Origin of the sequence: Sediminibacterium sp. (assembly GCF_051861365.1) — a bacterium.
In the GTDB taxonomy this organism is placed as follows: domain Bacteria; phylum Bacteroidota; class Bacteroidia; order Chitinophagales; family Chitinophagaceae; genus Sediminibacterium.
This window is the reverse complement of record NZ_JBHYCW010000034.1, coordinates 1-25,876: the sequence shown is the minus strand read 5'-3', so window position 1 is coordinate 25,876 and position 25,876 is coordinate 1. Positions and strand designations below refer to the sequence as shown.

The 25,876-nt window shown below is 39.8% G+C and carries 25 protein-coding genes; 14 read left to right on the top strand and 11 right to left on the bottom strand.

The genetic code is table 11. The annotated features are described in order from the left end of the window. Positions 1-67: 67 nt before the first annotated feature. Together topA and ACTIEV_RS13430 are read right to left on the bottom strand one after the other, a co-directional pair. On the bottom strand, positions 68-2,629 hold the full coding sequence (gene topA / locus ACTIEV_RS13435; RefSeq protein WP_439516674.1) for a type I DNA topoisomerase: 2,562 nt from the start codon (positions 2,627-2,629) through the stop codon (positions 68-70). A 414-nt stretch (positions 2,630-3,043) separates the two neighbouring features. Continuing rightward, positions 3,044-3,928 carry an alpha/beta hydrolase gene (locus ACTIEV_RS13430; protein WP_439516673.1) on the bottom strand — a complete coding sequence of 295 codons (885 nt, stop codon included), beginning with the start codon at positions 3,926-3,928 and terminating at the stop codon, positions 3,044-3,046. 11 nt (positions 3,929-3,939) lie between these two features. Between ACTIEV_RS13430 and ACTIEV_RS13425 the strand changes: the two genes are divergently transcribed. From ACTIEV_RS13425 to ACTIEV_RS13385, 9 genes are all read left to right on the top strand, one after another. Next, positions 3,940-4,707, top strand: a complete 768-nt coding sequence (locus tag ACTIEV_RS13425) for a Rossmann-like and DUF2520 domain-containing protein (RefSeq protein ID WP_322196260.1) — start codon at positions 3,940-3,942, stop codon at positions 4,705-4,707. A 98-nt stretch (positions 4,708-4,805) separates the two neighbouring features. Continuing rightward, on the top strand, positions 4,806-5,141 hold the full coding sequence (locus ACTIEV_RS13420) for a 2Fe-2S iron-sulfur cluster-binding protein (protein WP_322196259.1): 336 nt from the start codon (positions 4,806-4,808) through the stop codon (positions 5,139-5,141). 277 nt (positions 5,142-5,418) lie between these two features. Next, entirely contained in the window at positions 5,419-5,658 is a 240-nt protein-coding gene (gene iscX / locus ACTIEV_RS13415; RefSeq protein ID WP_178889627.1) for a Fe-S cluster assembly protein IscX, read from the top strand. Positions 5,659-6,021: 363 nt separating this feature from the next. Beyond that, positions 6,022-6,537, top strand: coding sequence for a KdsC family phosphatase (locus ACTIEV_RS13410; RefSeq protein ID WP_322196258.1), 516 nt, complete (start codon positions 6,022-6,024; stop codon positions 6,535-6,537). Between the two features lie 58 nt (positions 6,538-6,595). Then, positions 6,596-7,528, top strand: a complete 933-nt coding sequence (locus ACTIEV_RS13405; RefSeq protein WP_322196257.1) for a geranylgeranylglycerol-phosphate geranylgeranyltransferase — start codon at positions 6,596-6,598, stop codon at positions 7,526-7,528. A 206-nt stretch (positions 7,529-7,734) separates the two neighbouring features. Then, on the top strand, positions 7,735-8,160 hold the full coding sequence (locus ACTIEV_RS13400) for a transposase (protein ID WP_322196025.1): 426 nt from the start codon (positions 7,735-7,737) through the stop codon (positions 8,158-8,160). After that, entirely contained in the window at positions 8,157-9,083 is a 927-nt protein-coding gene (locus tag ACTIEV_RS13395; protein WP_322196026.1) for an IS3 family transposase, read from the top strand. The genes ACTIEV_RS13400 and ACTIEV_RS13395 overlap by 4 nt, the downstream gene beginning before the upstream one ends. 58 nt (positions 9,084-9,141) lie before the next feature. After that, entirely contained in the window at positions 9,142-9,726 is a 585-nt protein-coding gene (locus ACTIEV_RS13390; protein ID WP_322195446.1) for a Maf family protein, read from the top strand. Positions 9,727-9,781: 55 nt separating this feature from the next. Beyond that, entirely contained in the window at positions 9,782-11,038 is a 1,257-nt protein-coding gene (locus tag ACTIEV_RS13385) for a DUF2851 family protein (protein ID WP_322195447.1), read from the top strand. A 133-nt stretch (positions 11,039-11,171) separates the two neighbouring features. On the opposite strand, the gene ACTIEV_RS13380 is transcribed toward ACTIEV_RS13385, so the two are convergent. Beyond that, the gene (locus tag ACTIEV_RS13380) at positions 11,172-11,576 is read right to left on the bottom strand and encodes an OsmC family protein (protein ID WP_322195448.1); all 405 of its coding nucleotides are present in this window, start codon (positions 11,574-11,576) and stop codon (positions 11,172-11,174) included. 45 nt (positions 11,577-11,621) lie between these two features. Here ACTIEV_RS13380 and ACTIEV_RS13375 point away from each other — a divergent pair, with 45 nt between their 5' ends. Further along, on the top strand, positions 11,622-12,434 hold the full coding sequence (locus ACTIEV_RS13375) for a hypothetical protein (protein WP_322195449.1): 813 nt from the start codon (positions 11,622-11,624) through the stop codon (positions 12,432-12,434). 67 nt (positions 12,435-12,501) lie between these two features. After that, positions 12,502-13,431 carry a lipoyl synthase gene (gene lipA / locus ACTIEV_RS13370; protein WP_322195450.1) on the top strand — a complete coding sequence of 310 codons (930 nt, stop codon included), beginning with the start codon at positions 12,502-12,504 and terminating at the stop codon, positions 13,429-13,431. A gap of 61 nt (positions 13,432-13,492) precedes the next feature. Here the strand turns inward: lipA and ACTIEV_RS13365 are convergent, their stop codons facing one another. The 8 genes from ACTIEV_RS13365 to kwaA all read right to left on the bottom strand — a co-directional run bounded on the left by ACTIEV_RS13365 (position 13,493) and on the right by kwaA (position 23,040). After that, positions 13,493-16,471, bottom strand: coding sequence for a type I restriction endonuclease subunit R (locus ACTIEV_RS13365; protein WP_322195451.1), 2,979 nt, complete (start codon positions 16,469-16,471; stop codon positions 13,493-13,495). After that, positions 16,471-17,028, bottom strand: a complete 558-nt coding sequence (locus tag ACTIEV_RS13360) for a hypothetical protein (RefSeq protein WP_322195452.1) — start codon at positions 17,026-17,028, stop codon at positions 16,471-16,473. Before ACTIEV_RS13360 ends, ACTIEV_RS13365 begins: the two co-directional genes overlap by 1 nt. Next, positions 17,010-18,257 carry an AAA family ATPase gene (locus ACTIEV_RS13355; RefSeq protein WP_322195453.1) on the bottom strand — a complete coding sequence of 416 codons (1,248 nt, stop codon included), beginning with the start codon at positions 18,255-18,257 and terminating at the stop codon, positions 17,010-17,012. The genes ACTIEV_RS13360 and ACTIEV_RS13355 overlap by 19 nt, the downstream gene beginning before the upstream one ends. 49 nt (positions 18,258-18,306) lie before the next feature. After that, on the bottom strand, positions 18,307-18,723 hold the full coding sequence (locus ACTIEV_RS13350) for a hypothetical protein (protein ID WP_322195454.1): 417 nt from the start codon (positions 18,721-18,723) through the stop codon (positions 18,307-18,309). Positions 18,724-18,725: 2 nt separating this feature from the next. Beyond that, positions 18,726-19,823 (bottom strand): restriction endonuclease subunit S, encoded by a 1,098-nt coding sequence (locus ACTIEV_RS13345; protein WP_322195455.1) that lies wholly within the window; start codon positions 19,821-19,823, stop codon positions 18,726-18,728. Next, the gene (locus ACTIEV_RS13340; RefSeq protein WP_439516672.1) at positions 19,820-21,295 is read right to left on the bottom strand and encodes a type I restriction-modification system subunit M; all 1,476 of its coding nucleotides are present in this window, start codon (positions 21,293-21,295) and stop codon (positions 19,820-19,822) included. The genes ACTIEV_RS13345 and ACTIEV_RS13340 overlap by 4 nt, the downstream gene beginning before the upstream one ends. A gap of 183 nt (positions 21,296-21,478) precedes the next feature. Then, positions 21,479-22,456 (bottom strand): anti-phage protein KwaB, encoded by a 978-nt coding sequence (gene kwaB, locus ACTIEV_RS13335; protein WP_439516671.1) that lies wholly within the window; start codon positions 22,454-22,456, stop codon positions 21,479-21,481. Then, a complete protein-coding gene (gene kwaA / locus ACTIEV_RS13330; protein WP_439516670.1) occupies positions 22,453-23,040 on the bottom strand; it encodes an anti-phage protein KwaA in 588 nt (195 codons plus the stop codon). The genes kwaB and kwaA overlap by 4 nt, the downstream gene beginning before the upstream one ends. Before the next feature lie 823 nt (positions 23,041-23,863). Here kwaA and ACTIEV_RS13325 point away from each other — a divergent pair. The 3 genes from ACTIEV_RS13325 (at position 23,864) to ACTIEV_RS13315 (ending at position 25,669) form a co-directional block, all read left to right on the top strand. After that, complete coding sequence (locus ACTIEV_RS13325; RefSeq protein ID WP_250685924.1) at positions 23,864-24,094, top strand: DUF433 domain-containing protein; 231 nt, start codon at positions 23,864-23,866, stop codon at positions 24,092-24,094. A 2-nt stretch (positions 24,095-24,096) separates the two neighbouring features. Next, a complete protein-coding gene (locus ACTIEV_RS13320; RefSeq protein ID WP_439516669.1) occupies positions 24,097-24,453 on the top strand; it encodes a DUF5615 family PIN-like protein in 357 nt (118 codons plus the stop codon). 259 nt (positions 24,454-24,712) lie between these two features. Continuing rightward, positions 24,713-25,669 carry a phosphodiester glycosidase family protein gene (locus tag ACTIEV_RS13315; protein WP_439516668.1) on the top strand — a complete coding sequence of 319 codons (957 nt, stop codon included), beginning with the start codon at positions 24,713-24,715 and terminating at the stop codon, positions 25,667-25,669. The last annotated feature ends 207 nt before the right edge of the window (positions 25,670-25,876 follow it).

Below are 25,876 nucleotides of genomic sequence, written 5' to 3'. Positions count from 1 at the left end.
AATATTCCCTCCCGATCACCCAATCACCCGATAACCTGATTACCTGATTACCCCATTACCCGATCACCTACTTCTTCTTCGCAGCTTTCTTCGGCGCAGCCTTCTTCACCGCTTTCTTCGCAACTTTCTTCGCAAAAGCATTCGGTACCTGCGCTTCGATCATTTGTTTGATGGGTTCTAGTTCAATGGTAGCAAGTTCTTCAGCAGTATATTTTTCTCCATTGGCTTTACGCCCCATCTTCAACATCTTTTTATTGAAACGGATGAATGGACCCCAACGACCATTTTCAATGCTGATCTTTTCAGCAGGCCATTGTTGAATGAAGCGATTGGCTTCTTTCTCCATTTTCTTCTCGATCAACTCGTTGATATTTTCCTGTGTAAGGTTATCGAAATCATAAGCCTTAGGAATGTTGATGAACATATCATTCCATTTGATAAACGGACCGAAACGTCCTTTGCCCTTAGTCACCGGCAGTTCATTATAAAATGCAACCGGCGCATCCGCTTGTTGTTTTTCTTTTAGTAGTTCAATGGCACGATCCAGTTCAATGGTATGCAAGTCTTCGCCTTTGGGGATGGAAATGAACTGATCTCCTAATTTAATATAAGGACCAAAGCGTCCGATATTCACAGATAATTCTTGGTCTTCATAAGTACCCAATACACGCGGTAAAGAGAACAGTTCCATCGCCTCTTCATAAGTAATGGTTTCAATACTTTGATTGGCTTTCAGTTTAGCGAAGCGAGGCTTCTCTTCATCTTCAGCATGACCAATCTGTACCATCGGACCATAACGTCCCATTCTGGCAATGACTTTTTTACCGGTCTCTTCATCCACACCCAATTCTCTTTCACCTTTGGCTCTCTCTGCATTTTCGAGCGTGTGCTCGATGTTCTCATGGAAAGGTTTATAGAACTCATCAATCATGCTGCTCCAGCGTGTTTTACCGGCAGCGATTTCATCAAACTCTTGTTCAATACGGGCAGTGAAACCGAAGTCCATCACTTTACCGAAATGTTGTTTCAGAAAATCTGTTACCACCATACCTAAGTCAGTAGGAAACAGTTTGCCTTTTTCAGCACCGGTATTTTCAGTGAGAATTTCTTTTTCCAGTTCTTGTTGCTGGGTGAGTCGCAATACATTCACTTCTCTCTTCACACCTTCTTTATCGCGTTTCTCTACATAATTTCTTTTGATAATCGTAGAGATCGTAGGAGCGTAGGTAGAGGGACGACCAATACCCAATTCCTCCAGCTTTTTCACCAATGAAGCTTCTGTATAGCGTGGTGCCGGACGTGTGAACTTTTCTGTAGCCGTCATCTCGCGGAAGTTGAGTACTTGTCCGGCAGCCAATGGAGGAAGGATACCTTCGGTATCATCTTCATCTTCATCATCTTTTCCTTCGAGATATACTTTTAAGAAACCATCAAACTTCATCACTTCACCTGTAGCACTCAAAGTATCATTATTGGTGGAAATGGAAATTTTAGCAACGGTCTTTTCAAATTCAGCATCACTCATTTGAGAAGCAATGGTTCTACGCCAGATGAGTTCATAGAGTCTGCGTGTATCTTCATCAGCCACCGTTCTGTTATTCATGTAAGTGGGGCGGATGGCTTCGTGAGCTTCCTGTGCACTTTCATTTTTGTTTTTGTATTTGCGAGGCTGATAATAATCATTTCCATAACTACTCTCCACTTCTTTTCGAATATCAGCCATAGCAGTATCACTCAAATTGATACTGTCTGTACGCATATAAGTGATCTTACCGCTTTCATACAGTTTCTGAGCCAGCAACATGGTCTTACTCACCCCATAGCCCAGTTTACGTGAAGCTTCCTGTTGAAGAGTAGAAGTAGTAAAGGGAGCTGCGGGGGTACGTTTGGCCGGCTTAACGGTAACATCAATGACCTTATAATTGGCATTCTTACAACTCTTCAGAAAATCTGAAGCAGTTTGTTGGGTGCTGATCTTGGAAGGTCCTTCGGCTTTGAAAGTAACATCACGTTGATTGATATCTTTCGCTGCAAAAAGCGCTTCAATTTTATAACTGCTCTCAGGTACAAATTGATTGATCTCTCTTTCGCGTTCCACAATCAATCTCACAGCCACACTCTGAACCCTACCGGCACTCAGGCTACGCTGCATACCGATCTTGCGCCACAAAACCGGACTTAATTCAAAACCCACCAATCTATCCAGGATTCTACGTGCCTGTTGGGCATTTACCAGATCCATATTGATGAAACGGGGTTGCGCTACTGCTTTTTTAATGGCCGGGGCAGTGATCTCATGGAAAACAATACGTTTGGTGGTTTTAGGATCCAAGCCCAGTACTTCGGCCAGGTGCCAGCTGATACTTTCTCCTTCACGGTCCTCATCCGATGCCAGCCATACTTCATCCGCTTTTTTAGCCAACTGACGCAATTCCTTAACGACACGTTCTTTATCCTCGGGTACAATATAGCGGGGTTGGTATTGATTGTTGACATCAATACCCATATCATCTTTTTCCAGATCCCGGATATGACCATAACAACTCTTCACCTCAAAATCAGATCCGAGGATTTTTTCAATGGTTTTGGCCTTTGCCGGAGACTCAACAATCAATAAATTCTTTGCCATGTACAGTTCCGTTTCTGCCCTGAGACAGACTTTAATTTGTCATCATTTGTAGGTAAATCCACCTGTTTCATACCTATATATATGGTATAAAATCAGGCCTCGCTACCCTGCAATATTAGGTGAAACCATGAAAACACAAAAAATGTGCACAAAATCAGGAGTTTTTACGGGGTATTTTCTCCTGATATAAAGCGTCTCAGAGGTAAGAGGTGACGCTGGGAGCGTATAAAGGAGGAGTATGGGCCGCAGATTTTTAAGATAGATGATGATAGAAGAGCGCTATCCACGTAAATCATAACAATCATAAAAAATCTGCGGCCCATCCATCAGTTTCGTAGCGGAGAACTTTAATGGAACACGGATTTTCATGATTCTCATGATCTATCATGATCAATCATGAAAATCTGTGTTCCATCAACCACGTTTTACTGAGTATTCAGATCCCTCTGTTAAAAAGCCAATAACATGTTTAATCACCTGCTGATCTCGATAGATTTTGTTATGCCCTAATCCTTCCGTGATATAAAAACGAATATGCGGATGCCCTTCTTTTTGAACAGGTAAAGTATCGGTATACGGACAAATACGATCTTGCTGATCATGGATCCATAAAACGGGTAGCTGGATATTTCTCATCACTCGGGTGATCGAAAAATGATCCATGGTTTTGCCGGTCATACGTTCAATCATCTGCTCAAATTCCTGTCGAACCGGCTCTTTAATCTTAAACATCTTATAAAACCCCTGTACAGCCGTTCTGGTTTCTGTGGCCGGAGCGATCAATACCAGTTTTCTTTTTCCTTCTAGCTCCTCTGCCAACAGGGAAGTGGCGAGTCCACCCAGAGAATGGGCGATAAAAGCATCCATTTTCTCGAATCGCTGATCGATCGATGCTAAGAATTTTTTATAAATGAGTGCATTGATGATTTTCCCTTCACTCAAACCATGAGCGGGTGCATCGAACATGAAAACTTCAAATCCGGTGGCTAATAAGGGTTGCACATATTTCTCAAACTTATAACCATAACTACTGAAACCATGCACCACCAATACTTTCTGTCCATTGGGTTTTTCGGGTATCCACTGAAACCCCTTGATCTCTAAATCTTCAAATCTAAAAGTTTGGGGATGTGCTTTGTGAAAAACAAGCGGCTCTTTTTGATGGACGCCTTTGGTATAGGGTGTACAGAATATTTTAAAAGCCTGTTCCGCAGCCATCCGCGGAGAAACCAAGCCGATGGTACGTAGTTTGGTTTTATAGTAGCCGATCACAACTCTTTGTGCTAATTTCATTTCCATAATATAAAGATATGGACGTCGTACTGATAGGAGCCGGTAATGTAGGAACGGTATTGGGAAGAACGCTCAAACAAGCCAATCATGCCATCAAAGCCATCTGGAACAGACATCCCGAAAAAGCCCGACTGTTGGCGGATGAATTGGGAACGGTTGCTGTTGACCATATGAATGCTTTACCACAGGAAGCGGATCTGTTTTTGCTGTCTGTCAGTGACCGATCCATTCAGGAACTAGCGCAACAACTAATTATCAAGAAGGGGGTATTGGTACATGCAGCAGGGGCAGTATCAAAAGAGGTATTGCAGGGTGCTGCGGAACAGTATGGCGTATTATGGCCGATGAAAATGATCCGTACTCATATGCCAACTTTAGGCACATGTGCCATCATGATCGACGCCAACAATCAAAAGTCATTACAGGTCATTCGTGAGCTGGCCGGTAGTATATCCGATCAGGTACATGAAGCAGATGATGCCAAACGATTAAAGATGCACTTGATCGCCGCCATCACTTCCAATTTCACCAATCATTTATACCATCTGGCAGCAGATTATAGTCAGGAACAAGAGATCCAATTTTCATGGTTTTATCCATTGATAGAAGGGGTGATTGAACAAATCAAAACTGAGCATCCTCAAAATGTACAGGCCGGACCGGCATTCAGAGGTGACCGTATAACGATAGAAAAACACCGATCCTTATTGGCAGATGAGCCTGTTTTGTTGAAAATATATGATGAAATGACCCAAAGTATCCTCCATAAATTCGGTCATCAGTAGTTTTTAGCAGGAAAATTCCGTGATTCGTGACTAAAAAGCAGATTTGCTGTCGCAAAGAAACTGATTTGAGATACTTTTGCACTCCAAACGGAACCGATATGTACACTATTAAGGTAAAATTTGAACAGAAAGGACTGGAGCCCGTTACTTTAACAGGTATTGAACCTGATCAAAGTTTATTGGAAGTTTGTCTGGATAATGGTATCGAATTACATCATAACTGTGGGGCAGTTTGTGCTTGCAGTACTTGTCATGTATACGTTGAAAAAGGAATGGAGCATTTGGAAGAATTGAGTGATAAAGAAGAAGATTTTATCGATCGCGCCATCAACCCCAGACTGAACTCCAGATTGGGTTGTCAATGTGTATTACAAGATGGATCAGGTGAGATCGAAGTGACGTTGCCGGATCAGACACAGTTTTTGGGTGAATAGTGAATTGTGAATTGTCAATAGTGAATACTGAGTACTGAGGTGGGATAAAAATGATCATTCTTAATCAGTCCCTGTGGACGGGTCTCATTGGGGTCGGTGTCGAGGTAGCGAAGACAGATCAAATCATCCGCCGCGGCGGAGATTTGATCAGAGGCCAATGTCCGCCTGAGGCGGAGTAACAGGGACGGGGCCCAGCGGCCTGAGCGAAAAAAAAGTTATCAAAATAAACTGGATTGATTGTTGGAGTGTGACACAATCCTTAAAAGTCAAACTTACTATGAGCCATTTTGAACCTCCAATACATTGGGCAGATCATGAAGATATAGCCATGAAATTGTATGAACGTTTTGGTGATGATTTTACCGAAAGTAAAATCTATCGCATACGTTTCACAGACCTGCTGGAATGGATCCTGCAAATACCTAATTTCGAAGGAAAGCGTGAAGAAAGCAACGAAGGACATCTCGAAATGATCCAAAGTGCTTGGGTATATGAGTGGAGAGACAATCAAAAATAAAAATCACCTTTTCATAGTTTGATTTCCCGGCCTTAGAAAAAAAGCGTTAAGAAATTTTCGTAGTGGAGCGTTAAGCAATGGATGATGCTGGGCTTAGTACAAAAGCTGAATTATTGATTTGTTGCATTACTATTTTATGATGGGCTTTAGACTTCATCCATTGTAGCGTAACGAAGAAAATTTTAGCTTTTTTTCTAGAGCCTTGACTTTTTTTGTTACTTTTTTGCTCGCCCGCCTCTGGAGGGTGTCAAGACCTGCCTAGCGGCAGACATGCAAAAAAGTAAACGGAGAGTAACCTTTTGGGAATGATACTTTGGGTTAAAACAGCTCATCTAAAAGGGCAGCCGAAATAAAAAAAGAATAATGCTTAATACCTTTCAACATATCACCACATTTGTCTTCGACGTAGACGGTGTACTAACAGATGGAACATTGTTAGTATTACCCAATGGCGTAATGGCTAGAAAAATGAACATCAAAGATGGTTATGCATTACAACTTGCCATCAAAAGAGGTTATCGGGTATTGATCATCTCCGGCGGAGATTCACCGGAAGTAAAAGAGCGATTGAATAAGTTGGGTGTTACAGAAGTGTGGATGAAAGCGCATAACAAACAACAAATCCTCGCTGATTATTTAGCTCAACACCAAATTCCCAAGAAGGAAGTATTGTACATGGGTGATGATATTCCTGATCTGGACGTAATGCAACTGGCAGGTTTGCCTGCTTGTCCGGCGGATGCAGCACAAGAAATCAAAGACAAGTCTATCTATATCTCACATCTGGCAGGAGGCATGGGATGTGCGCGTGATGTGATTGAGAAAGTGCTGAAACTGCGAAACGATTGGGGAGAAGATACCAGCGTTCCATCGAAATAATAGTTTGTTTACCTGCAATCAGTGCAGCATTACTTATCTTGTAGTATAATTTTTTCTTTTGAAATTACTCAGCGCTTTTTTACGACTCATTCGATGGCCCAATATGGTGTTCATCATACTTACTCAATTATTGTTTGAGTACTGTATCTATGAGCGCATTTATGGTGCGGATGAAACAGCTGCCCGATTACAATTTTGGTTCATTGTAATGGCTTCTGTTTTTATTGCAGCAGCAGGTAATATCATCAATGATTATTTCGATCTGAATATTGATCAAATCAATAAACCCGATAAAGTAGTAGTCAATACAGTCATCAACAGGCGCTGGGTTATTTTCTGGCACTTATTACTCAGTATGCTGGGATTATTTTTTACGGTCTATGCATTACCCGTTTCCTTGTACTGGCATCTGGTATTAGCAAACATGGGAAGTATTTTATTGTTATGGTTTTATTCCACCAATTTCAAGAAGCAATTATTGGTAGGTAATGTGGTGATATCACTGCTTACGGCTTGGGTGATATTGATCTTGTTCTTTTCCAAACAACCTTTACAGATCAAACATTTACTATCTGTAGGACATTCAGAAGTGCGTTTCTTTCGTCTAACCATCTTATATGCTTCTTTTGCTTTTGTGATCTCACTCATCCGTGAAGTAGTCAAAGACATGGAAGACATAGAAGGAGACAGAAGATATGGCTGCAGAACCCTGCCGATTGTATGGGGTGTGAATGCAGCTAAATTATTTGTAGCCGTATGGTTAGTAGTATTGATTGCCGCACTGGTGATCTTACAATTTTATGTATTACCCATGGGCTGGTGGCATAGTGCTTTGTATTGCTTGATCGCCATCATCGCACCCCTCATCTGGATCTTAACCAAACTATTCAAATCCAACACCCCCGCCGATTTCCATCGTCTCAGCACCGTCATTAAATTTGTGATGCTAACCGGTATCTTGTCGATGTTGTTTTTCAGGCTATATGAGTGAGTGGTCCATGGTTGATGGTCCATGGCAGATAGTTCATGGCTTATAGGTCATAGCAAATAGTTTATAGTCAATAGTCCATAGTAAAACAATAGAAAATGATAACCCTGATAACCTGATTACCCGATCACCCGATCACCAATAACCTGTGGTAGCCTGAAATATGTTGACCGTTTTTGAATAAATTTTTAACTCAAAAACGATCAAAGATGGCAAGAGTAGATCAGTTAAAGTTGACGTCAACAGAGCGTCAGGCGCGTTATTTTAGTGAGGAGTTCAAGCGTAAGAAGGTGGAGGAAATAGAAAAGAGGGTGAGTACAATTGCGGAGGTTTGCAGGCAATACGCTGTAAGTGCGACATCAGTATACAAATGGATATACCGATATTCGGTTATGCGAAAAAAAGGGGTAAAAATGGTCGTTGAATCCGCAAGTGATACTACAAAGATCGAATCTTTGAAGCGACATATTGCAGAACTGGAGCAGCTGTTAGGTCAAAAGCAGTTTGAGGTAGAATTTTTGGAGAAGCAAATGCAAAAAGCTTCGGAGCAATACGGCATTGACTTTAAAAAAAAACGTTCTGGTCAACACTCATCTGGTTCTGGGAGCATAGAAAAGCCCACCGATACAAAATGAACGAGGTATATCGATATATAGGTTATACAAAGCAGTCCTTTCATCAAAAGATGAATCGACAGCTTTCTCAGCGAGGGGAAGAACTGTTGTTATTGCCCATTATCGCCGAATTACGTAATGAGCATCCCGGAGTAGCTGCTAGGCAACTGTATTGGATACTTCGGCCATCGAATATAGGCAGGGATCGGTTTGAAAAACTATGCTTTGAAAACGGGTTTAAATTAGAAAAAAGCAAGGCATATAAAAGAACAACAGATAGTAACGGAGTGATAAGATTCCCCAACTTAGTAGCGGGTGTGGAGTTTACCTATATCAACCAAGCTTGGAGCAGTGATATCACCTATTATCAGATTGGAGACAGGTTCTACTACTTAACCTTTATTATCGATTTATTCTCCAGAAGAATAGTCGGTTATAATGTAAGTGAATCTCTGACAACCGAACAAACAAGCCTACCAGCTCTGCAGATGGCAGTTAAAGATCGTTGCCCGCCTTCAACACTCATTTTTCATTCTGATGGAGGAGGTCAATATTATTCTAAGGCATTTTTGGAGTTTACAAAAGATAAACTGAAGAATAGTATGTGTGAAATGGCCTATGAAAACCCTAATGCAGAAAGGATCAATGGAACGATTAAGAATCAGTACCTTAAAGGTTACAACCCGATGAATTATTCCTCCTTAGTAAACATGACCCAAAGAGCAGTCTATAATTACAATACCGTGAGACCACATAAGTCACTGAAAAAAAGTACACCTGTTGCTTTTGAAGAACAATTGTCTGCCGACAGCACCCTATTAAAATCCAATGATTTTTGCATCGAAAACAATATAAATCAACAGTATCAGAAAAATCATCAGATCTTAATAGGAGACCAAATCAATAATATTAATCCAAGTTTAAAAACGGTCAACGTATTTTAGGCATTGACAACCTAGCACCTAGTACCTTGCACCCAGTACCCGATAACCCGATGACCCGATGACCCGATCACCCCGCCCCATCATCCTCGCCTCCCAATCCCCACGCAGAAAAATGCTTCTCGAGTGGGCAGAGATACCTTTTGAAGTGATTGTACAACCAACCGATGAAACATTTCCTGCAAGCTTGTCGATGGTAGAAGTGCCGGTTCATATTGCACGAAACAAAGCGAAAGTGATTGGGGAACAATTGGACGCAAATGATCAGCGTTGGATATTGGCTGCAGATACGATTGTGGTATTGAATGAGGAAGTGATCGGAAAACCGGTGGATAGAAATGATGCAATAGATATTTTAAAGAAATTATCCGGACAAACACATCGTGTCATTACAGGAGTGGTGTTGATGAATGGCGAAGAAGAACATGCATTTTCAGACATTACAGAAGTGGTCTTTCATGCTTTGACAGAAGAGCAGATCCGTTTTTATGTCGATAAATACCAGCCCTACGATAAAGCCGGAGCCTATGCCATACAGGAATGGATCGGCGTAGTTGGCATTCATGCAATCAAAGGCGATTTCTACAACGTTATGGGATTACCCGTGAGTAGGGTAGTGCAACTATTGGAACGCATCCAAAAATAAAATCAGGTAGAAACCGCAATAGCGACGCATTTATTTTTCAGGCAAAACCTGCATCATGAATGAACGCTTATTACAATACATCTGGCAGTTTCAATATTATCAACAACAACATTTACAAACCACATCCGGTGAACCTTTACAGATACTGCATCCCGGCACTTTGAATACCCAGCAGGGACCTGATTTTTCTGCTGCACGAATCCGAATCGGACAAACCATCTTGGCCGGACATATTGAATTACATATTCTCTCATCCGACTGGCATCGGCACAAACATTCCGGTGACACCCATTACAACAATGTGATTTTACATGTAGTATGGACAGATGATGGTGCCACACCAGCACATATACCCGTACTGGTTTTAGAAAATCGGGTATCTACTTTATTGTTGGAGCGTTATACCGGTATGATGCAAACGATCAGCGTTATAGCCTGTCATCATCATCTGCCGGTATTAAATGAATTGGCATGGTTTGCGTGGAAAGAAAGATTGATAGTAGAAAGACTGGAAAGAAAATCACAACAGATCATTCAGTTATTACAACAAAACCAAGGTCATTGGGATGAAGTGTTCTGGTGGCAACTGGCAGCCGGTTTTGGATCTAAAATCAATGCGGCTTTTTTTGAACGAGTTGCCAAATCCATTCCATATGCCGTAGTGAAAAGACATCGTCATCATCTGGATGAAATAGAAGCACTCTTATTCGGACAAGCCAAAATGATACACACAGGGTTGAAAGACGCTTATGCCAAAGCCTTGTTGCGCAATCATCAACACCTGAAAAAGAAATATGCATTGGATACTGTTGATGGCGGTCCGGTCTTTCTGCGTATGCGCCCAGCCTCTTTTCCCACCATTCGTTTAGCGCAATTGGCGATGTTGCTTCATCAGCGAGAACATTTGTTGGATCAGGTCAGACAAGTCAACAGCATTGAGGAATTGATGCGATTATTCCAGACAAAAGCCAGTCACTATTGGAATACGCATTTCGTTTTTGATGAACCCGTTTCAACAGAACCACGTTTTGTTGGACAACAAATGTTACTCCATCTGATGATCAATGTAGTGGTGCCAATATTATTTGCATACGGACAAGAAAAAGGCAATACCCAACAAAAAGAAAAAGTACTGCATTGGCTCTACCAATTAGCACCCGAGCAAAACAAGATCACACGCTACTGGAAATCCACCGGCATCCCCAACCGCAGCGCCCTCGACACCCAATCCCTCCTCGAACTTCACACCCAATATTGTGTTAATAAAAGATGTTTAGAGTGTAGTGTAGGCAACAGATTGTTGAGGGGATGAATCAAGGGAAAGAGCTGCAAGTTGCAAGCTGCACGCTGCAAGTGATGAGATTTCCAATAGGAATGAAGAATGCTGAATCCTACGAAAAATCAAGCGTGTAGCCTGCAGCTTGTAGCGTGAAGCTTACACCTATTTACCAATAAAACTTCATATCCAACTCCATCTCCGGATGAAGGCTTCGCTCCACAGGACAAGTCCTGGCGGTGCGTTCTAGGAGGTCTTTGGTTTTGTCGTCGAGTTGGAGGGTGGGTGGAAAATAGACATGGGCGATGATCTTACCGATTCTGCGAGGGTCACTCAACATGATTTTGGTGGTGTCTACACGGGTGCCATCTAGGTCGATGTTAAGGGTGCGAGCTTTAATGGCCATGGTGGTTACCATGCAGGCACTGAGGGCAGTGGCGACAAGATCAGTGGGTGAGAAGCGTTCACCTTTACCCTGGTTATCAGTAGGAGCATCGGTTTCAATACTGGTGCCACTCTGTAAATGGGTAGCGATGGTACGTAATTCACCTTTATAAATAATTTGTGAAGTCATTGCGTCATTTTTGCCATAAATTTACAAGTAACAAATCAAATGGAAGTGAAGAAGCTATTCATCGTTGTGGGTCTCCTGAGTTCAATGGCTGTTGTTGCACAGCAATCGCCCGCTCAATTGGAGAAAGCCCGGAAAAAGGCAGAGAGAAAGGAGAAGATCAATCAACTGATCAAACAAGAAGAAGAAGGTGCCCTGATCTATAACAAACAAGGTGCATTCGGTTTTAAATTCAATACCGATGGATGGGGTATGTTCTACGAAAGAGGAAAATACAAAACCATCAATAAAACCAGTTTATGGTGGATCGAATTGGGTGAACACAAACATCCCAAAGAAGAAAAAGTACCCACCATCAGCGCCTCGGGTGGATTCCTCATTGTTTCCAGTTATATCTATGGAAAACGCAATAATTTCTATAACCTGAAACTCGGTTTTGGAGAACAGCGTTTGATCGGTGGTAAAGGCAATAAAAATGGGGTAGCTGTTTCTGCCATTTATGGGGGTGGATTAACAGCAGGCATGCTAAAACCCTATTATATCGAGATCCAGGACCCCACTACTAACCGTCAGGAGCAGATCAAATACGATAATAACGATAATCTATTCCTCGATCCCAACATTATCTTAGGCAGGGGCGGAATTACCAAGGGCTTTGGCGAAATGAAATTTGTACCCGGTGCTCACGTAAGAACAGCGCTGCGTTTTGATTATGGTCGATACAATGAAGTACTCTCAGCCCTTGAAGTGGGATTGAATGCCGAATACTATTCCCAAAAAATGCCCATTTTACTGCTAAACCCTGAAAAATCATTCTTTTTCAACGCCTATGTCGCCCTCACTTTTGGTAAACGAAAGTGACCTATTTTTGTTGTTTCATAGTGAGTGGCAGTCCGGGTTCGGAAACTGCCTTTAAAAAGAGGCGTACATGCAAGAGTTACCAGTAGTTGCGAAAGTAGATCCTACCAGTTCCAAAATACAAAAGCCATCTTGGCTTCGTGTGAAATTACCGATTGGCGAAAGCTATAAACACGTTCGTGGTTTAGTAGATACCCATAAACTGCATACCATTTGTGAGAGTGGCAATTGTCCGAATATGGGCGAATGCTGGGGTGAAGGCACGGCCACATTCATGATTCTCGGAAATGTATGTACCCGCAGCTGTGGCTTCTGTGCCGTAGCTACCGGCAGACCCGCACCCGTAGATTGGGATGAACCCCAGCGTGTAGCAGAAGCCATTCACCTGATGAAAGTAAAACACGCGGTACTCACCAGTGTGGATCGTGATGAACTGAAAGATGGTGGCTCCATCATCTGGTACAATACCATCAAAGCCGTAAAAAACCTCAATCCCGATACCACCCTCGAAACATTAATCCCTGACTTCAAGGGCAATGCTGATCAGGTACAACGCATCATTGATGCAGCCCCCGAGGTGGTAAGCCATAATATGGAAACGGTGGAACGTCTCACCCGGCAGGTAAGGGTACAGGCGAAATACCATAGAAGTCTGGACGTATTACGCATACTCAAAGAAGGTGGAATGCGCACCAAAACGGGCATGATGCTTGGCCTTGGTGAAACCAAAGAAGAAGTGGTACAAAGCATGAAAGACCTCGTAAATGTAGGCTGCGATGTACTCACCCTCGGACAATACCTCCAACCCACCAAAAAACATCTACCCGTACAACGTTTTGTACACCCCGACGAATTCGCCGAACTCCGCGAAATCGGCTACGACCTCGGTTTCGACTATGTAGAAAGCGGTCCATTGGTACGCTCTTCTTATCATAGTGAGAAGCATGTGATTAAGGGTTGGGGGAGAGGGAAGTGGATGGAGGAGAAGGGGCTGGGTTAGCAGGGTGACATTTGGAAAGTTTTGCAGTTTTCCAAATGTTGACTAGTATTTGGAAGCTATCTTAGTAATATTGCTTAATATAGTCGTACGCTCTATTAAATAAGTCTTCGTCTTTAATTTGATACTTAGTCCAAAGTACCTTACGTAATTCCCTTTTTACCTCTCTTTCGCCAACTGTAGAGTTTTGCCAACCGTCAAAACGAATCACTCTTACTATTTCGTCAATGTCGTTAACGATACGTTCAACTATAGCAGGGGTCGTGTCTGTTTTAAGCTCTAAAAACAAGTCTGTCAATGCAGCTTTAGCATTTTTTTGTTCTTCAACTGGTTCAAAGCCTTTCTCTGCTTGAAGTGTCTCTTTGGCTAATTGGCAAAGTTCTTTAATAAAGTCAATGGAACTTATAAGACCTTTCTCTGCCTTATCACGTATAGTTTCGAGTCTTTCACTAAGTCGTTTGAATGTTGGATTGTTACCATGTTTGTTTAGTCGGCTGATGAGAATTTTTAAAACCTTTTCTGCTTGTTTCGGGTCTTTTTTATTCATCAAATCGTCAATCACTTCTGCATTCAAAATCATTTCGTCCATGTCGTGGTTGATGCCTGAAACATGAATGTGCTCATGAATCAAAGCTGTTGTCTGTGCACCCAATGCATGCCACAAAAGTCTTCCGTTGTCGTCTGATGATGGTTTAACAGAAGTATAAACCTGCGATAACCATTTGTAATCTTTCTCAAATTGGTTAAGAACTGGGTCTGGAGATAATGCTTCCCACAGCTTTGTCAAGCTGCTGAAATCTTTTGCAAAGATATCCCGTTTTTCGTTTGTATTTATGCAGTCTTGTGCCTTTGATAATCCTTCAAAACCTGAAATTGTTCTGTCCACACCTGCAAAATGGGTTAAGCATTTTTCCATCCATTCAGGCAATTTGTCTTTCAGTTCTTGTAAGTTGCTAATAACCAATTTTACACTCTCTTCATCAAATGCAAGGGCTTTTGCTGTATCGTCAAATACTCCAAAGTAATCTACAATTCTTCCGAAAGTTTTATTTGGGAAAAGTCGGTTAGTTCTGCATATCGCTTGCAATAGCGTATGGTCTTTCAGCGACTTGTCTAAATACATGGTTTGCAAAATGGGTGCATCAAAACCTGTCAATAGTTTTGCTGTTACAATCAAGAATTTCAAAGGCGAATCGGCATCATTGAATTTCTCAACCACTTTTTCCTGTTTGTCTTTGTCCATTGCCCACTTTTGCTTAAAATCAAAATCATCATTGGCAGATGAACTGATTACCACTTCGCTGGCTTCGGGGCTAATCAGTTTGTCTAGTTCTTCTTTGTATTGCACACATGCGTAACGATCAGGCGTTACAATCATCGCTTTTAATCCTTCAGGTTCAACGTGTGCTTTGAAATGTTCTACAATGTCGGCAACAATAGTAGTAACTCGTTCGGGCGATTTTAAAAATACTGCCATGTTAGCCGCTTTCTGACTGAGTTTGTTTCGGTCTTCTTCGCTCAGGTCGTTTGCCATTTCTTTGAAAGCTATATCTAAACCTTCTTTGTCAATATGATAATTGGGCAAACGTGGTTCAAAGTGTAAAGGCAAGGTTGCGTTATCTCTAATACTGTCTTGAAACGTATAACGGCTCATGTAGCCTTCTGTATCTTCTTCAGCACCAAAAGCCCAAAAAGTGTTTTTATCCGCTTTGTTGATAGGTGTTCCTGTTAAACCAAAAAGAAATGCATTAGGTAAAGCGTTTCGCATTTTTCTGCCCAAATCACCTTCTTGTGTTCTGTGAGCTTCGTCCACCATCACAATAATGTTTTCCCGCTTGTTCATATCGGGATAAGCATCCTTGAACTTATGAACCATTGTGATGATGATTTTTCGTGTGTCCTGTTCCAATAGCTTATGTAATTCTTTGATGCTATCGGTAGTAATCATGTTGGGCACTTCGGCTGTGTTGAAAGTAGCTGTAATTTGTGTATCTAAATCCACTCTGTCCACTACAATCATCACCGTTGGATTATGAAGGTCTTGCTGCTTTCTCAATTTCTGAGCAGCAAATAACATCAATAGAGATTTTCCTGAACCTTGAAAATGCCAAATCAATCCTTTTTTTATTTGACCTCCTTTTACCCTTTCTACAATGGCATTTGCCCCTTCATATTGCTGATAGCGACAAACCACTTTTATTTTTTTCTTCTTGCTGTTAGTGGCGTATACCGTGTAATACTGCAAAATGTCAAGCAGTGTAGATGGCTTTAGCAAATGCGTTAATTGTTTGGCAACATCTTGTAAGCCGATAAAGTGGCTTAACTCGTCTTTTTCATCTTCTAAACGCCAAGGACTCCAAAACTCTAAAGGTGTTCTTACACCACCAATGAATATTTCTTTGCCTTCTGTTGCAAATGAAAACACATTTGGAACAAATAATTGCGGAATGGAATTTTCATACACCACATTGATGTCATGTGCACCATCAAACCAAGTTACCGCAGGTCTTACAGGCGTTTTGGCTTCGCCAACCACCAAAGGGATTCCGTTGACAAACATCACAATGTCAGGAATTTTGGTCTCTCTTGCTCTTAGTTTGAATTGATTACACAATACAAAACTGTTGTTCTTCAACTCTTCAAAGTCAATCAAGCGAATGGCAAGATGTTCGTTGTTTTTACCAATAGGCAGCGAAACTTCATTGCGAAGCCATTTTGCAAATTCTTCATTGGCTCTTACCAAACCTACATTGTTAACGGTAATAAGAATGGCTCGTAGTTTATGGATAACCTCTTCGGCTTTGTCAGGAGTGGCTGCAATAAAAGGATTCAAACGACAAAGAGCTTCTTTTAATTCCTTTTCAACAAAAACTTCAGTAATGTCACGCTGCAACAAATCTGCCTGAACGTATTCCCATTTTACACCCCCTTCATATTCTACGGCATCTTCTTTTACTACATTTCCTTGCATAGCATTTAGGTTCACCCCTGTGAGTTGGTGAATGATGAAATATTCTATTGTATTTTGTTCGTTGAATGACATTAAAGATGAATATTTCTATCTGCTTTTAGCAGTAACCCCGAATTATTTAAAATATTAGCCGTATCGTCTTTGAATTTTTGAATCTCAGTGTTAATTCCTGTTATGGCTAAAGGCCTTTGTTTATTACATACATATGCCTCTCTAAAGATGTAATTGATTATATTATGGTTTTCAGAAAATTTTTCAATAGTAATCGTTAGCTGATCTCTTCCTTTCGAGAGCCATCCATTGCTATTCCTATCTTTAAGCTCAACAAAAATTAACGTATTATTATAATGCAAAAAACCATCACATCTGCATTCTAATTCGTCATTGAGTCTTAAAACTTCTACGCAATTATCTATCGCTTTGAAAGTCACCTCAAAAGCTAAAGGGTTATTTACTTCGGCAATCCAATCATTTTGATTGTAATGTTGAATGTATGCAGGATTTGTAGATGGTGGAGGGTCGTCACAAAGACCAAAAGTGTTACTATTAGTGACACTTTTGCAAACAATTGTGGGCGGATTATGATTGCAATTTGCTCTTCCGCAAGGTGTTACAAAGAAATCTGGCATTTATCTTCAATCTCTAAAAGGTTCGCAAATATTTCATTAGTCTCACCCATACGCTCATTAAGATAATTATTATCTTCAGGTAAGCCTTTATAGTTGCCTAAATGCATTATAGAGCCTGTCAACTCATCTAACTCATATATTTCCCATTCCTTTGGATCAAGTAAAGCCCTTAGAGGAACAATTAGATCTAATTGTTCTTTTAGTTCTAATAAATTTGTACTTCTATTAATCTTCTCTAAAACACCATAAGCTTTTACTGAATGGGTCAAGTAATTAATTAAGTAAGGGCTATGAGTTGTTATTATAAGCTTATTACCTTCATTTAAGTTATTAAATTCTAACAAGCTTTGTAATATTGAACGTTGTGAGGTAGGAAATAAATTCTGTTCTGGCTCTTCTACAATATTGACAAAGCAATCATTCTTTGTAACAGAAGATAAAAGTTCGATAGCTTGATTTCTTAAATCTTCTGTAAGTTTTTCATTTCTTAATATTGAAAGAATTCTTGTTCTCAAGGTCTGCATTTCTTCAAGACTTACCCTACTCTTAGAGTTGTCACTAATTCTGTCTATTCCTTCTGCTAAGTTTTTCGAAACTAAAAAGAGAGGGATTGATGATTGAAGACCGCTAGAAGCCTCATAAAGCGGCAAGTCATAATCATTCCCAATTATCTTAGAAATATTTTTTTTATTGTCGTATGAAAATCTTAAATTATTTATTGGTAATTCAAGAAATTCAGTTAACTCATTTTTTGAGCGTTCAAACTCTTCTAGAAATGTGTAAAGCGTTTTAGGTAGATATTTTAATTTTTCTGGTTGTGATACAGCACTCACAAAATTTCTTTCAGCAGGGACATACATAATTTTTGGTACTAAATATTTTTGTCCTTTTACTTCATCAATACTTAGTCTACCATTCTTATAATGAAAACTGTAAGCTACACCTTCGAATTCAATTTCAGTATTGGGCTTGAAATAATTTTTTAAATTTTGATATTCACAATAATAATTTTCAAACTTTGATTTCCTTGTAATTTCACTTTTTTTGGCAAGCTGCTTATATAAAGCCTTTTCCATCCATGAAAATGTTGAAATTAATTTAGCTACAGTGCTTTTTCCTGATCCTTGATTTCCAATAAATAAAGTAACTTTTTTTACATCCAACCAGCCATCATTCTCCTGATAACCTTCTTTGATAGGACCGAAATTCTTTATTCTTATCTTGCTCATTTGTTTAATATTCTTATTTCAAATTTAGTTATTATTTGAGTAGATAGTACTAAAACTCTTTATTCCAAGGAGGAAGTGTGCCATGGACTTCAAAAAAACGCTGCAATAACAAGCCCTCAACATAACCCGGTAAATCCATATGCTTTTCATCATAAGTTACAAACCAATAAATATCTAGTGCCTCAATCTTTTCTTCTTGTAGTTTTTGGTCAAAATATTGTTGCCGTTTTACGCCGTCATATTTATTGTTGATTCGTCTTTTCAACATTTGGTCTCCAAAGTTCCCGTCTTGGCGCATCGTGCCTGATTTGCCAATATACACCAATTCAATTCTTTCTTTTGCAATTTTAATTATGTAATAAACACCTGGCAAATTAGGAATTTCTTTGCTCGCGATTGAGAGGATGTCTCCTTTTTTGAAAAAAAAGTGCCCACTATTTTCATATTTTTTTATTTCATCAAACATATTTACTCCAATATCTCATTCAATAATTTCTGCTTCAACAGCTTTAAGGTAACTTTTTGTTTCTTGAGTTGTTTAATGGTTCTGTCAAACTGTTGCAATACTTCCAAAATCTTTTCCTCAGTTTTCAAATCAGGAATTGCAATTTCAAAAGTTTCTAAGTCTTTCCATTTGGTTCTTGGTGAAAGAGAACCTGCCGAAGTGCTTACTGCATGATTAATAAATGCTTCTGCTGAAATATAGTAAGGTAATAAATCCTGCAAAATCTTGTTGGCTTTGGCTCTTATTACCAAAATATCGCCTGAACATATTCCATCAAAATCGGCAACGGCAACTTTCTTTAAATATGCTCTGCGTTTGCCAAACAATACATCATCTTTTGCAAAGCGTTTGGTAAATGTGGTTCCGTTGGCTACGAAGCCGAAACCTTGTAATTGAAAATTCTCCGGTTCTATATTTTCTAAACCCACAAAGCGTTCAACTTCTTTTTCGTGTTCGGGATATTTCTTATCACATTCTGCAATGGCTCCCATGTTGGTTGGTGTGCAGTTTTTACTATTGAGTAGATTCCCGAAAATAGGTTCTGTATTCACTAAACCATTCACCAATGTTTTTTGTAACTCCTTCAAATTCTTCTCTTGATCATCCACCTGCTCCATAGCCGTTTCTATGCTTTGAAACAATGCCGCTATTTGCTTTTGCTCTTCGAGTGGGGGAAGGGGGATTTGGATTAGGTGAGCAATATTTCTGTTCAATCCAGGAACAGCAGTTGCCATATTCAGTTGGCGTAGATTGAAATTACTTAAAAACAATTCAAGCCATCTTAAATTTTCTTTGCAGACTGTTTCTTCAACATAATAAGTCGTATCAATTGGAAAGCATGGTATTTCAGAATAAAATACATTGCCAACTGAACCTTTTCTTCCTACAATCAATGTTGGAGAATTTGTCAAAGGTTTATCGTGCCAACCAACGACACCCGCTGAACCATACACAGGAACAGAACCGCCTTTTCGCATTTTGTCGGTTAAATTATTTCCGTATTCTAGTTTACAGATTTCACCTAATGGAGCAGTTCGCCATTTTTGCTTTCTCAACTTCATGCTTCTATTCCTATATTTTTCAGTTGAGTAAATAAGTTTTCCATAGAAGAGTTAATCTGCTTTTGCCCTGTCTTTACAGCTGCAATCAGTTCTTCGGTGTTGTATTCAATGGTATTAGCAGCTTGCTTCACATAGAGTTGTATGCTCAGGTTGCCGTTGTTGTCTAATACTTCTTTGTTGTTAGCTACTTTAGCAAAGCCATCGGCATCTTTAAATTTCCAATAAGCATCGCTTATCGTTTTAATATGCTGTGGTTCCAGCCATGCATTGGTGCGTTCTATGCGTAGTTCTTCTTTGGCATCTATAAAAATAATTTTACCTTTTCGCTCTTTGGGCTTTTTCATGCGGCACACCAGCAAACAGCTTTCCATGCTGCTGTTGTAAAACAGATTTTTGCCCAAACCAATTACGGCATCTACATAATCTTCTTCAATCATGCGTTTGCGTATGTCGGCTTCAATGTCTCTAAACAATACACCATGCGGCCACAACACTACACAACGGCCTGTTTCGGGCTTAAGGCTTTTCATAATGTGTTGCTGAAACGCATAGTCGGCACAACCCTGCGGTGGAGTTCCCCAAATATTGCGTCCAAAAGGGTCGTTCATCCATTTGCTTTGGCTCCATTTTTTTACGCTGTAAGGTGGGTTAGCCATTATAACATCAAACTTTTTCAGTTCGTCATTCTCCAATATCTGTGGGCTGTCTAAGGTGTCGCCCTGCACAATCAAAAACTCATCTACATTGTGCATAAACATATTTATACGGGCAATGGCGGAAGTAATCAGGTTCAGTTCCTGACCGTATAGTTTCAGCGTTCGGTATTCTTTGCCTTGCTCTTTCAGGTGCAAAGCGGCACTCAGCAAAATACCACCACTGCCACAGGTAGGGTCGTAAATACTTTCGTTGCTTTTAGGGTCGGTAATTTGTGTCATTAGTTTTACCACCGTGCGGTTGGTATAAAACTCAGCAGCTGTATGTCCGCTATCGTCTGCAAATTTTTTAATCAGGTATTCGTAGCCTTCGCCCATAATGTCATGGGGCACATTGGCTATACTCAAATTCATTTTACTAAAATGCTCAATCAGGTCAAGCAGTTTTTCATCGCTCATCCTGCGTTTGTTGGTCCATTGGGCATCGCCAAACACATCGTGCAGTAATTCAAAGTTGGCTTTCTCAATTCCGTTAAAAGCCTTTACAAGGGCTTCGCCTACGTTAACGGTTTTCTTTCTTACGTCTTCCCAATGGCAACCTTTGGGTATTTGAAAACGGTGGTTTTCGGCGAAAGATGCATAATCCAAATCTCCATCGCTTTCTTCCAAAGCCAATTGAAATTCTTCATCATACAGGTCACTCACCCGTTTAAAAAAAAGTAAAGGGAAAATATATTGTTTGAAGTCTGCCGCATCAATCATTCCACGCAGAATATTAGCTGCTCCCCAGAGGTAATCTTCTAATTGTTTTTGAGTCATGTTCCATAGTAAATTCAGTTCGTAAAGGTAAGTTATATTGATAAACACCGTCTTCGAGTGTTTATGAAGAATAATTCATTAACTTTTTAGTATTGGGTATGCTTTTTTTAGTGAAAAATTAATATGAAACGTTGGTAATTATTATATTATCGGCTATCATTCTTGTAAACTTTATATCGGGAATCATGAGTTTACCTCTTCATCTTCTTCTGCTGCCATTTCGTCCTTTACATTTGTTTTATAAAAAATACTAGTCAAGTCAGAAGTTAGATAGTTGTCATTAAGTAAGTCGATAAAATAATTTTTTGAAATCTGTGAGTGAAATCGGAACATTGATTCAGTATCGTTAAATTTTAATCTTTTTTTCAAATAGGGGTGATTTTTTACAAAGGATTTTATCTGGTCAAATTGTAACTTAAGAACAGGTGAATTCGATTTTATACTTAATATCTTTCTTGCTCCTATCTTGTTTTCAGCAAATTCTTCAAGCTCTGTAATATTCTCAACAAAATTCAAAGCAGAAATTTCTAACATCTTATTTTTAGCATTATTTATAATGATATTATCAAATTTAAATTCTCTTTCAAGGCATTTAATGTCATATACGATTATCTCATTGCCTACTTTCATAAAATCAATTGAGAACGAAAATTTTAGAACTCCTTCTTTTGGTTTGACAAACCTTTCATTGTCTTTTACGAAATAAAAAACCTTTGCTTGCTTTAATAAATTTAAGTGGTAATGTTTTTTATACAAAACAACATGGTGGTCAACTGAAGATAATTTGATTAAGAAGGCTTTAACCTTATCAAGTTTGTCTACTTGAAAGTTGAAAAGCGCAGTTTCTTCTGCAACAAGTGGAGATTTGATGATATCTAATCCATCTGGCATCCCTTCCAAATCGTAATGATGAATTGTTGTTCTTAGAGGGTCGAGTTCGGAAAGTGGTTTTACCAAAGCGTCTTCATTCAAGTTGGTTCTTCCATTCAAATACTCTAAAAAGCCGTTACGTACCTCTGCAGGTAATGATCCATCACCTAAGTCAGCGAGTCTTAAGACTGTACCTTCATCTGTTTCAAGAACTAAATATAGCTCAATTCCTAAGATAGCATTGGGGTCGAATAAAAAACTAATTGCAGATTGTAGTTCTTGTTTATTCATGAAATTGGCTTTTGGGTGAAGTATACGTTTTCATCAATGTGTCTTGCAAAGATTTTGTCTGAAACAATTAGTTTTTCTCTTGACAAAACAATCGCCTTTTTGATAGTATCTTGGTCTTTATAGGTAATCCTATAAACTCTAAAATTCATTAGAGCCAAACTTGGATTTGTATAATAAAGATTTGCTTTAATGTAAACAGCGCCAATCGCAACCAATACGAGAAGTAACATAAATGCGTTTCTTCCCTCGTCAAGATGAAAATCTAAGTCGAAACAAAGAAGTGGAATTATATAGGTAGCCAAGAACCCTAGGTTTTCAAAACTTATATTTTCAATTTCTTCAATTTTCCAGGGTCCTTGTTTACTTGATTCAATTACTCTGTATTTGAATCTCCAAAAAGCAAAAAAACCGTAACCCATACCAACAATACAAATTGCAGGAATCCAATTTTTCTTCAAGAGTTCTAATGTTCCTATAAATTGGCAGTTCTTTCCTAAGCACATCGGCAAGTCAATCTTATTTGCGAAAAGCAAAAAGAAAAGCAGCCAAAGGGATAGTATATATAGCTCTATTTTAAGCTTCATTTTTTATGAATTCATTGATTTTTATTGTAGTAAATCGAATATGTGCTGCCTTATAAACATTCGAATCATTTATAGTCTTACCAATTAAGGTCACTACCAATAACAATATAATTTTCTCTATGGGGAGGGAAAAAGGTGGGGAACACTAATATAGTGTTTTTCCTATATGTTGGTATCTTTTCTTCGAAAAAGTTTCGAACAGGCTTAGGGGATCGAATGTATCATCCTCGTAGATCCTTCGGTCTTTCTTCGAGGTTTCTTCGAGAGTTCTTCGAGACTTCTCGAAGGATTCCCGAAGCGGCTTCGAGGATTCTCGAAGAACTCTCGAAGGATCTGCGGCTGAAGTACGGAGGATGTCCCCCTTCGCTACGCTCAGGGTGACAGGGGAAATATCACCAAAGGGTAAAGTACATTTTTAGCCCTATACGGTCGCTTTATTTTCAAAAACGTATCAATTGTTCAAAAAGAAAAGATCATGGATTTCTCTTCGAGAAAACTACCCAAAGAATAACGGCTAGCCCCTTCGTCGCCGACACGATCCGCCACGGCGGATCGCGAGGCTCCTCAGGGTGACGTGTGGTCGAATCGTAAAAAGGGGAGAGGATTGGCACAGCCAATCCTCTCCCCTTAAATGCTAGCTAAATACTTGTCACCCTGAGGAGCATTCATAACCGCAGGTTATTATCTGCGACGAAGGGCAGTTCCATGCTAGTTGGTTTCGATTGTCGATTGTTTTTGAAATCCTTATGCATCAGGCGAATCGGCTTATTTAATGTATAACTTTCTTGCATACTAGTTCTTTAAAAATTAGTATTATTACAGTGTGAAATGGCAAGATTACATAGTATCTGATCATCAGGTTTTAGTTGGAAAACCTATCATTAAAGGAACCCGAATTTCTGTGGAATTGATTTTGGAATTATTTTCTAGTGGTTGGACAGAAAAACAAATTCTGGAAGCATATCCTACGATCTCTACTGATTCCTTAAGAGCAGTATTTGCCTATTTACAAGAGTGTATTCAGCAAGAGCTTTATTTCCCGATTTCTGCATAGTTATGTTTTTAGCAAATGAAAATTTTCCCCGTCCAAGCACCATTCTTCTAAGGGAAAATGGATACATCGTAAAGAGTATACAGGAAGACTACTCGGGAATTGACAATATCGCAGTCATCAAAATGGCGCAAGAACAAAATTTAATTATACTCACTTTCGATAGAGATTATGGCGAGTTGATTTTCAAATACGCCAAAGATAATCCACCTTCAGTTGTATTTTTTAGAGAAAAAGGGAGTCACCCAGCGTTTGCAGCTTCATCATTACTTACTTTATTGATAGGTCAAAAAATTTTTCTTGCAGGTGCATTTACTGTAATTGAATCTGATAACATCAGACAGCGTTTTTACAAATCTTGAAATAAAATCCCCCGTCGCAGACGCGATCTGCGATCGCAATGAAACATGATGGTTTCTATATGGATAGCCCCCTATACTCCATGTGCAACCCCTCTGGGGTTGGGAAAATCAAAATCAATGTCTGGTTTCTACAGTCTGTTACCCTTCCGGGGTATTTTTGGTGTAAGAAATCTTGCTTCTTTTTTCTTGATCCTTGTCCCTTCCTTGTTTCCTGTTTCTTATTTCTTGTTTCTTATTTTTATCACCCTTAACAACCATCATGAAAAAAATAAAGTGGATACTCTTGGTACTGTTGTTCATAAACACGGTAGGAAATGCCCAACTACAATGGATCAATGTAGACAGCCTCTATCAACCCTTACCTGGTTCCATACATGTCTACAAAACCACCACACTATTAGACGGCAAACCCAATATCGCTTATTATGTCGCCGCTGACTTAAATAGTAAACAACTTGAATTCACCACAGCTGTCGGAAATGGCAAAAGATATACACCCTCTCAATTTTTTGAACAGGATGGTCAACGTCCTTTGTTGGTGATGAATACAACCTTCTTTGAATTTGTACACAACAGCAACCTGAATGTGGTGATCAAGGATGGACAACTATTGGCCTATCAACAACACACCCTTGCAGGGAGAGGAAAAGATACCTTGACTTATCGCCATCCTTTTGGTAGTGCAATCGGTATCAGCAAAAAAAGAAAAGCAGATATTGCCTGGTTATATACTGATACGGCGGCTCGTTATGCTTATGCCAGTCAACAACCCATTCCTTTTTTCAAAGACAGTGTAGCAGATCCTTCTGCATCATTCATGCTACAAAAAGGTGCTTTCAAAAAATGGAAAATGCAAACGGCTGTTGGGGGCGGACCGGTACTCATTCAAAACGCTGAAATCAAAATCACCAATAACGAAGAAATCAAATTCGCCGGTAAAGCCATCGATGATAAACATCCAAGATCAGCCATGGGTTATACCGCAGCCGGACAACTCATCTTCTTAGTAGTCGAAGGAAGATTCCCCGGCAAAGCAGAAGGAGCCACCCTCAAACAACTCGCACAAATGCTAAAAGACATCGGCTGCACAGAAGCACTGAATCTCGATGGCGGCGGCAGCAGTTGTCTACTCATCAATGGAAAGCAAACCATCCAGCCAAGTGATAAAGAAGGGCAGAGAGCGGTGCCGGCGGTGTTTATAGTGAGGAAGCTGTGAGCTGTGAGCTACGAGCTTCGAGCCGAGGTCTCGATACATAATGTCTTATTATATTTATAGCCTGAAAGAAACAAGGACACTTAACTAAAAGTACTCAGCTCATAGCTCACAGCTCGTAGCTCGTAGCTCAAAGCCATTGCTGTCCGGTGAAAGTAAATTTTAAAAAAGAAAGGAGGCTTTATTCGCCTCCTTTTTGGTTATTTTCAG

Bases quoted from the DNA above. Each gene is read 5' to 3' on its own strand.
- ACTIEV_RS13410 (WP_322196258.1), top strand. From the start codon at position 6,022: ATGCTTAATACCTTTCAACATATCACCACATTTGTCTTCGACGTAGAC.
- ACTIEV_RS13395 (WP_322196026.1), top strand. From the start codon at position 8,157: ATGAACGAGGTATATCGATATATAGGTTATACAAAGCAGTCCTTTCAT.
- ACTIEV_RS13360 (WP_322195452.1), bottom strand. From the start codon at position 17,028: ATGCCAGATTTCTTTGTAACACCTTGCGGAAGAGCAAATTGCAATCAT.
- ACTIEV_RS13355 (WP_322195453.1), bottom strand. From the start codon at position 18,257: ATGAGCAAGATAAGAATAAAGAATTTCGGTCCTATCAAAGAAGGTTAT.
- ACTIEV_RS13385 (WP_322195447.1), top strand. From the start codon at position 9,782: ATGAATGAACGCTTATTACAATACATCTGGCAGTTTCAATATTATCAA.
- lipA (WP_322195450.1), top strand. From the start codon at position 12,502: ATGCAAGAGTTACCAGTAGTTGCGAAAGTAGATCCTACCAGTTCCAAA.
- ACTIEV_RS13340 (WP_439516672.1), bottom strand. From the start codon at position 21,295: ATGACTCAAAAACAATTAGAAGATTACCTCTGGGGAGCAGCTAATATT.
- ACTIEV_RS13345 (WP_322195455.1), bottom strand. From the start codon at position 19,823: ATGAAGTTGAGAAAGCAAAAATGGCGAACTGCTCCATTAGGTGAAATC.
- iscX (WP_178889627.1), top strand. From the start codon at position 5,419: ATGAGCCATTTTGAACCTCCAATACATTGGGCAGATCATGAAGATATA.
- topA (WP_439516674.1), bottom strand. From the start codon at position 2,629: ATGGCAAAGAATTTATTGATTGTTGAGTCTCCGGCAAAGGCCAAAACC.
- ACTIEV_RS13320 (WP_439516669.1), top strand. From the start codon at position 24,097: ATGTTTTTAGCAAATGAAAATTTTCCCCGTCCAAGCACCATTCTTCTA.
- ACTIEV_RS13380 (WP_322195448.1), bottom strand. From the start codon at position 11,576: ATGACTTCACAAATTATTTATAAAGGTGAATTACGTACCATCGCTACC.
- kwaA (WP_439516670.1), bottom strand. From the start codon at position 23,040: ATGAAGCTTAAAATAGAGCTATATATACTATCCCTTTGGCTGCTTTTC.
- ACTIEV_RS13400 (WP_322196025.1), top strand. From the start codon at position 7,735: ATGGCAAGAGTAGATCAGTTAAAGTTGACGTCAACAGAGCGTCAGGCG.
- ACTIEV_RS13390 (WP_322195446.1), top strand. From the start codon at position 9,142: ATGACCCGATCACCCCGCCCCATCATCCTCGCCTCCCAATCCCCACGC.
- ACTIEV_RS13420 (WP_322196259.1), top strand. From the start codon at position 4,806: ATGTACACTATTAAGGTAAAATTTGAACAGAAAGGACTGGAGCCCGTT.
- ACTIEV_RS13315 (WP_439516668.1), top strand. From the start codon at position 24,713: ATGAAAAAAATAAAGTGGATACTCTTGGTACTGTTGTTCATAAACACG.
- ACTIEV_RS13350 (WP_322195454.1), bottom strand. From the start codon at position 18,723: ATGTTTGATGAAATAAAAAAATATGAAAATAGTGGGCACTTTTTTTTC.
- ACTIEV_RS13430 (WP_439516673.1), bottom strand. From the start codon at position 3,928: ATGGAAATGAAATTAGCACAAAGAGTTGTGATCGGCTACTATAAAACC.
- kwaB (WP_439516671.1), bottom strand. From the start codon at position 22,456: ATGAATAAACAAGAACTACAATCTGCAATTAGTTTTTTATTCGACCCC.
- ACTIEV_RS13365 (WP_322195451.1), bottom strand. From the start codon at position 16,471: ATGTCATTCAACGAACAAAATACAATAGAATATTTCATCATTCACCAA.
- ACTIEV_RS13425 (WP_322196260.1), top strand. From the start codon at position 3,940: ATGGACGTCGTACTGATAGGAGCCGGTAATGTAGGAACGGTATTGGGA.